The organism is Planctomyces sp. SH-PL62, assembly GCF_001610895.1.
Taxonomy (GTDB): Bacteria; Planctomycetota; Planctomycetia; order Isosphaerales; family Isosphaeraceae; genus Paludisphaera.
Map to the genome: position 1 here is coordinate 2,901,469 of NZ_CP011273.1, position 13,555 is coordinate 2,915,023.

General features: G+C 70.3%; 12 protein-coding genes. 7 read left to right on the plus strand and 5 right to left on the minus strand.

The genetic code is table 11. The features are described 5' to 3' along the window. Window positions 1-51: 51 nt before the first annotated feature. Entirely contained in the window at window positions 52-1,317 is a 1,266-nt protein-coding gene (locus VT85_RS11215; RefSeq protein ID WP_197491222.1) for a hemolysin family protein, read from the minus strand. Between the two features lie 215 nt (window positions 1,318-1,532). On the opposite strand from VT85_RS11215, the gene VT85_RS28430 reads away from it, so the two are divergent. After that, window positions 1,533-2,075, plus strand: coding sequence for a DUF4177 domain-containing protein (locus tag VT85_RS28430; RefSeq protein WP_068414753.1), 543 nt, complete (start codon window positions 1,533-1,535; stop codon window positions 2,073-2,075). A 135-nt stretch (window positions 2,076-2,210) separates the two neighbouring features. Here the strand turns inward: VT85_RS28430 and VT85_RS11225 are convergent, their stop codons facing one another. Together VT85_RS11225 and VT85_RS11230 are read right to left on the minus strand one after the other, a co-directional pair. Next, complete coding sequence (locus VT85_RS11225) at window positions 2,211-2,801, minus strand: hypothetical protein (RefSeq protein ID WP_068414756.1); 591 nt, start codon at window positions 2,799-2,801, stop codon at window positions 2,211-2,213. A 128-nt stretch (window positions 2,802-2,929) separates the two neighbouring features. Beyond that, a complete protein-coding gene (locus tag VT85_RS11230) occupies window positions 2,930-3,322 on the minus strand; it encodes a phage holin family protein (protein ID WP_068414761.1) in 393 nt (130 codons plus the stop codon). 1,045 nt (window positions 3,323-4,367) lie between these two features. Between VT85_RS11230 and VT85_RS11235 the strand changes: the two genes are divergently transcribed. From VT85_RS11235 to VT85_RS11255, 5 genes are all read left to right on the plus strand, one after another. Further along, window positions 4,368-4,784 carry a PEP-CTERM sorting domain-containing protein gene (locus VT85_RS11235; RefSeq protein WP_068414764.1) on the plus strand — a complete coding sequence of 139 codons (417 nt, stop codon included), beginning with the start codon at window positions 4,368-4,370 and terminating at the stop codon, window positions 4,782-4,784. Between the two features lie 110 nt (window positions 4,785-4,894). Next, window positions 4,895-6,430, plus strand: coding sequence for a YifB family Mg chelatase-like AAA ATPase (locus tag VT85_RS11240; RefSeq protein WP_068414767.1), 1,536 nt, complete (start codon window positions 4,895-4,897; stop codon window positions 6,428-6,430). 446 nt (window positions 6,431-6,876) lie between these two features. Further along, window positions 6,877-7,734, plus strand: coding sequence for a TIM barrel protein (locus tag VT85_RS11245; RefSeq protein WP_197491223.1), 858 nt, complete (start codon window positions 6,877-6,879; stop codon window positions 7,732-7,734). Between the two features lie 260 nt (window positions 7,735-7,994). Continuing rightward, on the plus strand, window positions 7,995-8,459 hold the full coding sequence (locus tag VT85_RS11250; RefSeq protein WP_068414773.1) for a response regulator: 465 nt from the start codon (window positions 7,995-7,997) through the stop codon (window positions 8,457-8,459). Continuing rightward, window positions 8,456-9,673: a class I SAM-dependent rRNA methyltransferase gene (locus tag VT85_RS11255; RefSeq protein WP_068414775.1), complete on the plus strand. Its 1,218-nt coding sequence runs from the start codon at window positions 8,456-8,458 to the stop codon at window positions 9,671-9,673. The genes VT85_RS11250 and VT85_RS11255 overlap by 4 nt, the downstream gene beginning before the upstream one ends. A gap of 106 nt (window positions 9,674-9,779) precedes the next feature. On the opposite strand, the gene VT85_RS11260 is transcribed toward VT85_RS11255, so the two are convergent. Next, complete coding sequence (locus tag VT85_RS11260; RefSeq protein ID WP_068414778.1) at window positions 9,780-11,120, minus strand: hypothetical protein; 1,341 nt, start codon at window positions 11,118-11,120, stop codon at window positions 9,780-9,782. Between the two features lie 158 nt (window positions 11,121-11,278). Continuing rightward, window positions 11,279-12,592, minus strand: a complete 1,314-nt coding sequence (locus VT85_RS11265) for a glucuronate isomerase (RefSeq protein WP_068421834.1) — start codon at window positions 12,590-12,592, stop codon at window positions 11,279-11,281. A gap of 142 nt (window positions 12,593-12,734) precedes the next feature. Between VT85_RS11265 and VT85_RS11270 the strand changes: the two genes are divergently transcribed. After that, entirely contained in the window at window positions 12,735-13,469 is a 735-nt protein-coding gene (locus VT85_RS11270) for a phosphopantothenoylcysteine decarboxylase (RefSeq protein ID WP_068414780.1), read from the plus strand. Window positions 13,470-13,555 lie beyond the last annotated feature (86 nt).

Below are 13,555 nucleotides of genomic sequence, written 5' to 3' on the forward strand. Positions count from 1 at the left end.
AGGCGCACTTTAGCAGGCGGAACGGGCCTCGGGTAGCCGTCGCCGCGGCCGTCAGCGCGCGAGGTCCAGGGGCCGGACGAGGACGTGGTCGACGCGGTTGGCGTCCATGTCGACGACCTCGAATCGGAGGCCCAGGTCCTGGAAGCCTTCGCCGACCCGGGGGATGCGGCCGAGCTTGGTGACGACCAGGCCGCCCAGCGTGTCGAACTCGCCCTGGGCGGGCCTGGGGATCTGGAACAGGTCGACGAACTCGTCGATCGGGAAGCGGCCGTCGAGCAGCCAGGAGCCGTCGGGGCGTTGGACGGCCCGGGGGGATTCCTCCTCGGGCTTCTCGATCATGGTCCCCAGCAGGGCGTCGCGGACGTCGGCCAGGGTGATGACGCCGACGACGGAGCCGTACTCGTCCAGCACGACGGCCGCGCCGGTGGCCGCCTTCCGCAGCACGTCGAGGATCTGGGGCCCTCGGGTCCCCTCATAGATGAAGTCCGGCAGGGTGAGGAGCCCCTTGAACCGCGTCGGCTGGCCCTCGGCGCCCCGGGCGAGCAGGCTCTTCATCTGGACCATGCCCAGGAGGTTGTCCAGGGTCTCGTCGCAGACGGGGAGGCTGGCGTGCGGGCTGAGGACGATCTTGCGGGCGATCTCCTCGGGGGTGTCGCGGACGTCGAGCCAGACGACCTGGTCGCGGGGGGTCATCAAGGCCCGGGCGCGGCGGTCGCAGAACCGGAAGACCCGCTTGAAGATCGCGTGCTTGGAGGGGTCGAACCCGCCCGATTCGGCGCCCGCGTTCATCAGGTCCTTGATCCGCTGCTCGACCCCCGAGGCCCGCTCGGCGTTGCGGGCTCCGAGCCGCGCCGCCAGGAATCCGCCCGCCCGCCGCAGCCGACGGGCCAGGGGCTCGATCGCCGCGGTCGCCGGCCCGACCGTCCGCGCCAGTCGCGCCGCGAACCACTCGGGGCGACTCGCCGCCAGGACCCGAGGCGCGACGTCCGCAAGGATCGTCGCCGCCGCCGCGATCCCCAGCACCGCCGCCAGGCCGGGGAGCCAGTCGAGCCCCCCCCGACCGTCGCTCGCCGCCGCGCCCGCCAGGGCCCCGGCGAGGATCAGCGCGAAAATCGCCCCCAGCCGGGCCGCCGTCGCGGCTGATTCGGGGTCTCCGGCCCGGCGCAGCGCCGCCTTGGCCCCCCGATCGCCCTTCGCGGCCTGCTCGCGCAGGTGCTGGATCTGGGCCGCCTCGGATGCGTGCTCCAGCAAGGAAAACAGGCTGGCCGCCAGCAGGAGGGCCAGGATCCCCAGAACGAGCACCACGATCGATATCATGCGGCAATCCAGGTCGGTTCGGGGGGAGCCGTCCATCCGGCTCGCGTCTCTCCCCCGTCGAGGAGGATTTTACCAGAAGTCCGCGGCCGTCGCGCCGGGGCGGCGACCCATCCAGGCGCGCCGAACTCCCTTATAGAATCGGCCCGCCGCGCGCGTTAGCCTGGATCGAATCCCGGAGATCGATCCCGGGAGACCCCCAGTCGGAGGACGCGACGATGCTCCACATCACCTGTCCCTCGTGCGCGGAACGGGGGAAGATCCCCGCCGGCCTGGTCGGCGCCCGGATCAAATGCAAGAAATGCGGCACCGCCTTCCAGGTCACGGCGCCCGGCAAGGCCCCCGCGGCCGCAGGCGCGGTGGCGGAGTCGGCCTCGGCTTCCCCCCCGGCCTCGCCGTCTTCGGCCAAGGATTACGAGGGGATCGCCGTGGAGGGCCTGGACGCCGCGTCCTGGTCGCTCGCGCCGGACCCCTCGGCCCACGGGATGCCCGCCGTCGCCGTCCATCACGAACCGGCTCCGGCCTCTGCCTCCGCTTACACCGCCGAACACCGCCCCGACGGCGAGGCCCCGGCGCGCGAGTACAAGCTGCTCACCTCGAAGGACAAGGTCTTCGAGGGCAAGTTCGACCTGGCCCGGCTCGAAGACGCGCTCAACCATTACGCGCGGCAGGGCTGGGTCGCCAAATCGATGTGCCTCCCCCACGTCAAGAACTTCCAGGGGGCCATGCAGGAGGAAGTCGTCGTCCTGCTGGAGCGTTGACGGAGCGGGACGGGGCTGGGCCCAACGAGTAGGCCCCGGCTTTTCTCCGAGCGTGCTTCGCCCCCCGGCGTCAATCGACCTGAGGCGGCCCGAGCTCGCTCGCTCGGGCCGCCCGAAGTCGTCTCGACGACGCGCTCAAGACCCGTTGCGCCGGGCCTTCTTGCTCCCCTTGGACGCGGCTTTCGACCCGGCGGCGGGCTTCGCGGCCGGCTTCGGTTCGGTCGCCGGTTCCTCGGGCATCACCGACATGGCGGCGCCGGCCACCGCGCCGACGGCGGCGCCGGGAGCCATCTCGGAAAGCACGTCGGCGGTCGTCGGGGCCTTCGTCCGGCCCCCCTTGAGGGCCTGCGCCTCGTCCTGGGCGATCGACTGCGCGGCGGCCTTCACCGCCCCCACCACCGCGCCGGCGGCCATCGTGTCGAGGACCTCGCCGGCCTGGGAGACCAGCCCCGGGCCCTTCCGCGCGGCGGCTCCCTTCCGGGCCGAAGACTTGGTCGACGAGGCCGAACCGGCGGCCCGTCGCTTGGCCGACGAGGTCGCCCCACCGGCGTCGGCCTTGGCCTTCGGCCTGGGGGTGGGCTTGAGCTTGGATTCGGCCTGGGATTTCGCCCCGGTCTGGGATTTCGCCTCGGCCTTCGGCTTGGGGTCGGCCTTCGGGGATTCGGACTTGGTGGACTTGGCCTTCGCCGCGCCTTGGGAGGGAGTTCGGGTCTTCTGGGCAGGCATCGTGTCGTCTCCGGGGCGGTCGCCCTTGCTGGATGGGGAAGTTGCTGGATCGCTCAGGGCGCGGAGGTGCGCCCCTAGCCGAGACCGGACTTGCGCGATCGCCTGCCGGATCTCGGTCGGCGTGGCCGTTACTCCTTTCCGAGGGCCCATTGGAGGTCCTCCTTCAGCGTCGCGAGGGTCTCCCGCGGGACCAGGTCGACCCCGGACAGCCGCCGGACGCCCGATGCCGCCAGGCCGGCGCCGGCCGCGCCGAGCAACCCGCCGACGAGGCCGTAGCAGCCCCAGAGCGGGAGCCGGGTCGCCCGGTGCAGGCCGTGGACCAGCGCCAGCGCGCCGAACAGGCCGCCGGTCGCCGCCAGGCCCGCGCCCACCCCGACCGAGGCCAGGGCGGGCGGGATCGTCGCGGCCGCCTGCCGGAACTCGCTCCGGATCAGTTCCGCGTGCAGCGCCAGGAACTGCTCCGCATCGCGGGCGATCGGCTCGATCCGTTCGACCAGGGGGGGCGTCTCGTCGTTCGCCAAAACTCGATCCTCCTCGAACCTTCGGACTCGACGAGATAGCACAAGCAAGCGCCGTGCCGTTCGTCGCGAGCCGCTCACGTATTGCGACATGCAAATGTGAAAGGCCCTGCGAGCGACGAACGAGCCGGCGCCGGCCGGCCGGGCGGGCCGATTGCACCGGGCTCGTCGGGGCGGCCCCGGGCGTGCGGCCTCGAGATTTCTCGCAAGCGGGGGAGGGGGTCCGGTGAGCGGATGCCTTCCGAAGGCCGTCGACGCGAGGCGGCCGGCGGAGGTCCCGCCGCCCGACCACGGGGCCGAAGCCGGCGAGGCGGAGCGGGGCGAGATCCCGATCGTGGCGGGCTCGACGGGCCTCGTCCCGCCCGCCAGCGGCTCCCCGCGTTCTCCGCCCCTATGGGTCGTGGGTCATCACGAAGCCAACCCTCTTCTTACCCGCGACGGCCGTCGTCGCCGGCGTGCATCGGATGCGTAGGGGAACTTGTGGCTGCTGAAATCCGCTCGTCGATCGATTTGCGATGTTTTGTTGCTGTTGTGCGATATTGCGGGCCAGTATGATTTCGATCTGCGTCGAATCGGTTAAAAAATGGCCGTTTAAAAGATGTCTCGTTTTAACGATCAAGGGGCGTTCGCATGAATCGGACGAAATTCATCGCCGCTTTTGCAGTCCTGTCCACGTTCGCCGGGATGTCGAGGGGGGCGGAAATCCTCGCGCCCGACGTGAGCATCAACGGTCTATCCCAGGCCGAGTTGAGCGTCAGTTGGTGGCAGTGGGCCATCTCCTATCCGGCCGGTTCCAATCCGGTGACGGACGCCACCGGGGAATTCGCCTATCTCGGTGCGGATCAGGCCCCGGCCCCCCACCCCGGCGTATTCTTCCTCGCCGGCAACCTTGGCGATTCGAGTCCTCGCTCGGTCGCGATCCTTCCGGGCCAAACCCTCTTCATCCCGATCATCCCCGTCGTGTCGCCGATTCCCGTTTTTCGGGGCGGACGAAGCCGCGGTCCGGCAGGATGCGGCGGACACGATCGGGACGGCGAGCGGGCTTTTCGTGCGGATCGACGGCGTCGACGTGGCGCTCCCGCCGGGGGTCGCCAGCCTCCTCGATTTTCGCCAGCTCTCCCCCCCCGGAACCTTTCCCCTCACCTTCCCGGCCGACAACATCTATGGAGTGGACGAAGGGACGTATGAATCGGTCTCGGACGGCTACTGGGTGGCCCTCGCTCCGCTGGCCCCCGGAACCTATCAACTCGATTTCGGCGGCGCCGGGTCAGGGACGCCGCCGATCTATGGTCCGTTCTCCAATACTCAAACCTACTTCATCACCGTCGTGCCCGAGCCTTCCTCGGTCGTCCTGTTGGGACTCGGAGCCGGACTGGGCGTCGTCGGGCTTCGTCGTCGGCACGCTCGCCCGAAGAAACCCCGGGGCGCGATGGAGGGGGAGATCATGGCGCCGCCTGGAAGATGAGATCGGCGTCGACTTCCACCTCTTCGCATGGCGCTGTAACGTGTACTAGGGTCGACCTGAATGGGGACGCCGCAAGAGAGCCAGGGTCGAAGTCGATACGATCGGGAACCATGCTCGCCAAGCTCTTTTCGTATACGCTCGTCGGGATCGACGCCGCCCCGGTGGAGGTGGAGGTCGACGTATCGCCGGCGTCGATGCCCAAGACGGTGCTCGTCGGCCTGGCGGAGGTCGCCGTCAAGGAGAGCACCCACCGGGTCGAGCGGGCCCTGGTGAACTCCGGCTATCAGCGGCCGGCGGATCGCGTCGTGATCAACCTGGCGCCGGCCGATCTCAAGAAGGACGCGGGGGGCTTCGACCTGCCGATCGCGCTCGGCATCCTGGCGGGGAGCGGGCAGGTTTCGCTGGACCGGCCGGGGGACTTCGCGGTGATGGGCGAGCTGGCCCTGACGGGGGAGACCCGGCCGATCAAGGGGGTCCTCTCGATGGTCCTCCGGGCCTCCGCCGAGGGCCGCGACGGCGTCGTGGTCCCCAGGGCCAACGCCGCCGAGGCGGCCGTGGTCGAGGGGATCGACGTCTACCCCGTCGGCAGCCTGGCCGAGGCCGTCGGCTTCCTCTCGGGCCAGCTCGACATGGACCCGGAGTCCGTGGACCTGGACGCGATCTTCTCGCGATGCTCCCACATGGACGAGGACTTCGTCGACGTGAAGGGGCAGGACTACGCCAAGCGTGCCCTGCTGATCGCCGCGTCGGGAAATCACAACGTCCTGATGATCGGCCCGCCGGGCTCGGGGAAGACGCTCCTGGCCAAGCGGCTGCCGACGATCCTCCCCCCTCTCACGCCCGCCGAGAGCCTGGAGACGACGCGGATCTACAGCTCGATGGGAAGGCTTCAGCCGGGGCAGGCCCTGATGGCCGTCCGCCCCTTCTGCACGCCCCACCACTCGGTCAGCGACGCCGGCCTCGTCGGCGGCGGCAACCCGCCCCAGCCGGGACAGATTTCCATGTCCCACAAGGGGGTCCTGTTCCTCGACGAGATGCCCGAGTTCAACCGCAAGACGCTGGAAGTCCTCCGCCAGCCGCTGGAGGAAGGCCACGTCACCATCAGCCGGGCGATGAACAGCGCCACGTTCCCGGCCGACTTCATCCTGGTCGCCGCCATGAACCCGTGCCCCTGCGGTTACCGGAGCGACCCGAGGCGGTCGTGCTCGTGCTCCCCGCCGCAGGTCGAGAAGTACCTGAGCCGGATCTCCGGCCCGCTGCTCGACCGGATCGACCTGCACGTCGAGGTCCCGGCGGTCCCCTTCACCCAGCTCGCCGAGATGCCGCCGGGTGCGACCTCGGCCCAGATCCGCGAGCAGGTCCTGGAGGCCCGCGCCCGCCAGGCCAAACGCTTCGTCACCGAGGGGACCCTGGTCAACGGCCGGATGACCCCGCGCCAGCTCCGCAAACACTGCAAGCTCAAGCCCGAAGCCATGAGCATCCTCAAGGCCGCGATGGAAGAACTCGGCCTCTCCGCCCGCGCCTACGACAAGGTGCTGCGCGTCGCCCGCACCATCGCCGACCTCGAAGCCTCCGACGAGATCCAGCCCCAGCACATCGCCGAAGCCGTCGGCTACCGCTCGCTCGACCGCAGCGTCTGGCTGTGAATTCAGCGGTCCACTCCCGGTCGGCCGACGCGACAGAGGCCGTCGAGACTCCTCACTCGACTCCACCGAGTTCCTGGGGAAGACCTTCGTGTGGCACGGGTTCCGCGAACCCGTGGACCGGCCGGAGATTGGGACGACGGCTCGGGAGCGGCCCGACGCCGATCCACGGGTTCGGAGAACCCGTGGCACCCTGATCGCCGTCTCTCGTCCCCCTCGAGGTGGTGGTGTTAAGTGAGGAGTGTCTCGCCGTCGTGTGCGCCGGCCCTGGCGGGAGGGGGGGGGCGGTCGTTGCATCGTCGGTCCGGGGGGATTCTACTAGGGACCATTAGGGCAGCCCGCTCGCGAGGCCGCCGACCGGTCTTTGGTGGTGGTCGATAACGGCGAGGCGACTCATGCACGGGACGAGGCGGCGATTTTTGGCGACGGGGGCCGTAGCGACGGCCTCGATGCTTCTGCGTTCTTCGAGGGGGGCGGCCGAGGTTCGCGCGGAGGTCCTGGACGAGGACCTGCCGCCGCCTCGCTACACGCTCGCCATGAACATCGAGATCATGTTCCCCGGTGGGATGCCCCATGCGCAACGGATCGCCGAGGTGGCCGGCTGCGGCGCGAAGCATTACGGCTTCTGGGATTACGTCGGCAAGGACCTCGACGCCATGCTGGAGGCCCAGCACAAGCACGGCCTGACCTGCGTGAGCATGACCGGCGCGCCGAAGACCGGCTGGTCCACCGGGCTGACCAAATCCGGCGAGGAGGCCGCCTTCCTCGAGGACTTCGAAGGAGCCTGCGCGGCCGCCAGGCGATTCGGCGCCGAGAACCTCATCACCTTCGTCGGACGCATCCAGCCCGAGATTCCCTGGGAGACCCAGCGCGCCCAGATCATCGCCGGCCTGAAGAAGGCCGGGCCGATCGCCGAGAAGTACGGGGTTTATCTCACGCTCGAACCGCTCAACCGCGTCGAGTCGCCCCAGATGGCCATGATCACCGCCCGCGACGCCTTCGACTTCGCCGCCGAGGCCGGCCATCCCCGCGTGAAGGTCGATTTCGACATCTACCACCGCCAACTCGGCGAGGGCAACGTCACATCGATGCTCACCGAGGGCCTCCAGGCCGGCCATATCCACTTCGTCGAGGTCGGCGCAGTCCCCGGCCGCAAGGAGCCCGGCACCGGCGAACTCGATTACCGGTTCGTCTTCAACCGCCTCCGCCAGCTCGGCTACTCCGGCGCCATCGGCATGGAGCACGGCACGACCCAGACCCCCCAGTACGCCTGGGAGACCGTCCGCCGGCTCGCCGGCCTGGCCTGAACCAACCGCGGGAGCGACGGGGACGCCCGTCGCGCGGCCGCGTTTCGGCTTCTGGAATCGGGGCGATCTGGTAGAATCGGCCGCCTAGTCGGAATCGGAGCGTGGACGCCGACGGGAGGTTCGGGGGGCGGTCGTTTTCGGGACGGCCGTCGGCCGATATAATGTTCGGGAGTCGTCGCGCCGCGATGCGACGTTTCCCTCGGTCGAGTCGGCGGTTCGGCCTCGGCGACGGTCTGGGGATCCCTCTGCGAGGTTCAGCCTTGGAAGATCAGAAAGCCCGCCCCAAAATCGTGATCGCCGACGACAACCCCCAGAACGTCGAGCTCCTGGAAGCCTATCTGGGGGACGTCGATTGCGAGATCCGCACGGCGCGCGACGGCGAGGAGACGTTGCAGGTGGTCGAGGAGTTCAAGCCCGACCTCCTGCTGCTCGACGTCATGATGCCGAGGCTCTCCGGGTTCGAGGTCTGCCGCAAGCTGCGGACCATCCCCGAGACCAAGGACCTCCTCATCCTGATGGTCACGGCGCTTAACGAGGCGTCCGACTTCGAGCGCGGGGTGCAGGCCGGGACCGACGACTTCCTGACCAAGCCCGTCAACAAGGTCGAGTTGCTCTGCCGCATCCGCAGCCTGCTGCGGGTGAGCCACCTGGAGAACCAGCTCGAACGGACGCTGGCCTACCTCGCCGAGTTCGAGTCGGCCAGTCGCGCCACCGAGGGGTCATGACCACGGCTTCGCCGTCGTCTTCGTCGCCGGTGAGGGTGGTCGTCAAGCCGAAGCGGGTCCGGCCGCTGTTCGCGGGGCATCCCTGGGTCTTCGCCCAGTCGATCGCGCGCGTCGAGGGCTCGCCGGAGCCGGGCGACGAGGTCGTGGTCGTCAGCCACGAGGGGGCGTTCGTGGCGCGCGGGCTGTTCAACCCGTCGAGCGCCATCCGGGTGCGGCTCTACCGCTGGGACGACGCGCCGCTGGACGCCGCGTTCTGGAGGTCCCGGCTGGAATCGGCCGTCGGGCTCCGTCGCGACGTGCTGAAGCTCGACGCCGAGGACGCCGCCTATCGGCTCGTCTTCAGCGAGGGGGACGGCCTCTCGGGACTGACCGTCGACCGCTACGGCCGTCGGCTGGTCGTCCTGTTTTCCAGCCTGGCGCTGCATCGCCGCCGGGACGTCATCCTGGCCGCCCTCCGCGACCTCACCGGGGCCGAGGGGCTCCTCGCCCGTCCCGACCGCGCGGTGGCCCGCGAGGAAGGGCTCGACGCCAGCGACGTCCTGATCGTCGGCGAGCTTTCGGACGGTCCCGAGACGGTCGTCGAGAACGGCCTGTCCTTCCAGGTCGACCTGCTCCACGGCCAGAAGACCGGCTTCTACTGCGACCAGCGAGAGAACCGCCGGGCCGTCGCCCGATACTGCGAGGGCCGGCGCGTGCTCGACCTGTTCAGCTTCACCGGCGGGTTCGCCCTCAACGCGGCCCGCCACGGCGGCGCGGCGAGCGTGCTGGCCGTCGACAGCTCGGCCCCCGCGCTGGCGACGGCTCGCGAGAACGCGCGGCTCAACGGCGTGGCGAACGTCGAGTTCGAGCAAGGGGACGTGCCGAAGGTCCTGGAACGCCTGCACGCCGCGGGGGAGCGGTTCGACGTGGTGGTGTGCGACCCTCCCAAGTACGCCGGGCACGCCCGCGACCTGGCTCCCGCGCTCGGAGCGTACGCCCGGCTCAACCGCGCGGCGGTCGGCGTCCTGGCCCCCGGCGGCTTGCTCGCCACCTGCTCCTGCTCGGGGCTCGTCGATCGCTCGACCTTCCGCGACGTGCTGGCCGACGTCGCCGGCCAGGCCCGCCGCCCCATCCAGATCCTCGAACAGCGCGGCCAGGGGCCCGACCACCCGGTCTCCGCGGCTTGTCCGGAGACCGACTACCTCAAGTGTTTCGTCGCCCGAGTCGGGGCCTGAACGGCTCGGCGCGACGGGGCGGCGGTCGGTCCGCGCATGGCGAAGGCCCGGAGGAAATCCGGGCCTTCGCGGATGGACGTCGGGTTCCGAGCGGTCCGATCGACGGTCAGTCGACGCGGCCGGCCGCCGGGGAGTCGCGGTCCTGGAACTCGCGGGCGCGATCCTCGGAGATGGCGCGGAGGAGGCCGTTGTTAAGGCGGCGGAAGAGGGTCGAGCGGTACTCGGCGGGGACGTCGGTCTGGATCCATTCGCGGGCCTCGTCGCGCATGCGGCGGACGCCGAACGACTCGGCGATGGCGCCCATGGCGACGAACCGCTCGGCGTCGGACGCGTAGAGCGCCAGGCTGGCGCGGGCGTCCTCGAAGCGGCCGGTGGAGACCAGGCTGTCGACCAGGATGCCGGTGAGGACGCCGCGAAGCCCGCGCTGCTCGATCGAGGCGACGGCCTCGGCGGCGAGGTTGAAGCTGCGGGTGGCGTCGTCGTTGCGGCCCTTGCGGGCCTGGAACTCGGCGACCAGGACGAGGGCGCGGGCGCGGGCCTCGGCGTTGCGGATCCGGTTGGCGATCTCGGTGGCCCGCTCGTCCTGGCCGGACTCGCCGGCGGCGATGGCGAGCCGCTCCATCGCCCGGTTCTTCCAGATCGGCCGCTCGATCTTCTGGGCCAACTCGGCCCCTTCGACGAGGATCTCGTCGGCCTGGGCGGCGAAGGCGGCGAGCTCTTCCTCGGTGGCCTTGACCGTGCGTTCGCTCCGGGGCTGGGCGTATTCCATCGAGATCATCGCGCTGCCGGCGGCCATGTTTTCGATGGCGCGGTCGAGGTATTCGCTCCGGTAGGTCGGGTTGCGGATCCGTCCGGCCATGTGGACCGCCCGCCGCCATTCGAGGCGGGCCAGGCGGATGGCGACGTCGGCCGGCATCCGCGCGGGGGTCTTGCCGTCGCCCGCCTCGCCGGGGAACAGGGAGATCTGGGGCTTGGCCTCTCGGATCACGGAGTCGGAGAGGAGGCCGGACACGGTGACGATCGAGATGACGAGCTGGTCGTGGATCAGCTCGTTCGGCTCGTCGGTCGCGGCCCGGGAGGCCGCCTCGACGGCCCGGTTGGCCAACGTGAGCTGATTGCTGAGGATGGCGCCCCGGGCGATCTGCAGGAGGATCCGGCCCCGCTCGCCGGGCTCGGTGATCAGCTTGGCGGTGTCGATCATCTCGGGCGTGATCCGCAGCCCCCCGCGGAGTCCCTCCGCGACCGGGGGGATCTCCTCCAGCGAGAGGAAGGGGTGGAGCGAGGGGTCGTCGGGGAACTCGACGTTCTGGCCCGGGCCCACCGGCGCGTTCTCGGGCCGCTGGACGGGCGGGGCTTCGTTCTGGGCCCTCGCGGGCTGGATGGCGCCCGACGCCAGAGTGGCGAGCAGGAGCGCCGGGTACCGGAACACCGGGTGTACGAGCCGCATGGGGTCTATCCTCAAGTTCGATCGGCGAGGGGGCCGACGAAAGGGTCGTCTCGGGCGCCAGGATCGTCGCATGGATCGTCGACGTGCGGTCGGCGCGCGGCCGACAACCTCAAGGATGCCCTCCGTTCTCCGGCCGGTCAAATCGCCCGGAAGCGGCTTCAGGCCCTTGGGGCGAAGACGCGTCGTGGATTGTCGACGAGGACGAGTTTAGCGACCTCGATCGCCCGCTCAGACGACCAGCCCCGGCCGGCGATCCCCTCCTCGGCCAGGGTCTCGGCCAGGATCCGCCGGTACATGTTGAATTTCGGCAGGATGAACTCCAGCTTGTAGGCGTCCGAGTAGTAGCCCAGGAGCTTCACCTTGGGGACCGCCTGGAGCCGGGCCTTGAGGTCGGCGGCGATGAACGTCGGCACGTTCGAGTACCACCAATGGCCCATCGGCAGGACGTTCGGGAAGATCCAGGAGTAGGCCACCAGTTCGGCGCCGGCGTCGGGCGAGAGCGTGGAGACCGGGAACGTCACCCCGGCGAAGTGGTTGAACAGCTCGCGGTACTCGTGCAGGCTGACCCGGCGGTCGAAGAGGTCGCGGCCCCCGGCCACTCCCGCCGGGTAGACGTTGCGGATCGGGCCGATCATGAGGTCGAAGGGGAGCCGGAACTCGGCGCAGCATTCGGCCAGCGTCCAGAAGACGGTGGCGCGGACCTCCTCGTGCTCGTCGGGGCGCAGCTCCAGGCCTTGCAGGGCCCGTCGGATCGGCGTGACGGCCCGCTTGAACGCGGCCTTCCGGGGGGCGAAATCGGGGGGGAGGCTGATCGCGCAGGCCCGCGCCCCCCTGGCGACGAACCGTTCGAACAGCTTGACGATCGCCTCGCGGAGCCCGGCGGCGTCGCCGACGTCGATCCCGGTGGTCTTTTTCAGCCGGGCGACGGTCGTCGGCTCGTGGAGCTTCAGGACCAGGTCGTCGGTGCGGAGGCAGGGGACGTAGCGGTCCACGTCCCAGCCTTCGAGGGGGTCGTCGAACTCGTTGGTCAGGAAGACGGCCTCCAGGTTGCTGCGTTCCCAGACGCGACGGTCCCAGGCTTCGCCGTCCTCGCCATCGCGGAGGGCCGCGTCGTAGAGCCCGCCGATCGTCTCCGGGCCGAGGCGGTCGGGGGCGAAGCCGTGGAAGGTCCGGGCGATCTCGATCAGCCAGGAGTACTGGACGGTGTTGTCGAGCGTCGCGAGGTGGCGGGCCAGGTTCTCGGCCCGGACGCGGGGGGGGAGTTCCGGGGCGACGGCCTCGGCGGGCATGCCGGCGGAATGGGCCAGCTCGGTGTAATAATGGTATCCTAGGACCTCGTCGAGGTCGCGGGCCGCGGGCCGATGCGGGTTGATGTGCGAGTGCGGGTCGAAGATCGGCCAGCGGCTCATCTCCTCGAACAGCTCGCGGGCGGCGGGGTCGGCGGGTCGGGAGGAGTGGCTGTCGGCTGTCATGTCGGCCTGCTCGAATGATAGGGACGCCGGGGGGCGGGACGAGCGGGCCCGAGGCCCGGCGTCGCCGTTTCGATTTCGTTTCCGGCGAGCGTAGCTCAGGCCGGACGGGGCGTGCAAGGGGCGGGAGAGGAGCCGGGTCTTCATGAAGGTGGTCGTGACCGGAGGCGGGACGTCCGCGCCCATCGACGACGTGCGCGTGATCACGAACGTCTCGACGGGGAGGACGGCCGCCGCGATCACCGAGGCCTGCCTCGACCGCGGCGACGAGGTCTGGCACCTCCACGCCCCGCTCGCCGAGCTCCCGCTGCTGCGGTCGGCCCGCTGCGACCTCGACGCCGATCCGGACGCCGAACGGGAGCGGCTCGATCGGCTCCGGGACCGCTGGCGCGATCGCCGCGATCGGCTCCACCTCCGTCCCCTGGCCGCCGGCACGGTCGACGAGTACGCCGCGGCGCTCCGCGCGGTGCTGACGACCGAGGCGATCGACGTCGCCTTCCTCCCCATGGCCGTCTCGGACTACGAGCCCGTTCCCCGCCTCGGCAAGATCAGCTCCCAGTTCGACGACTTGGCGATCCCGCTGCGGCGGACGTCCAAGGTGATCCGGTCGGTCCGCGACTGGGCGCCGTCGGTCTTCCTGGTCGGCTTCAAGCTCCTCTCCGGCGAGCCCCTCCCGGAGCTGATCCGACGCGCGCAGGACGCCTGCCTGATCAACCGGGCCGACGTGACCGTCGCCAACGACCTGGAGCAAGTCCGGGCCGGCCGCCACACCCTCCACCTCGTCCGTCCCGGCCGTCCGGTCGAGACCCTGGAGCCCGGGCCCGATCTCGCCGCCCGCCTCGTCGACCGGATTCGGGAGTGGGCGGGGGCGGGGGTGTAACGAAGCGTCCCGACGGCCCCTATCTCGTGAGGGATCGACGCGTTGCAGCGATTTTTCGGGCGTCGCGGCGATCGCTCCGGATGCGA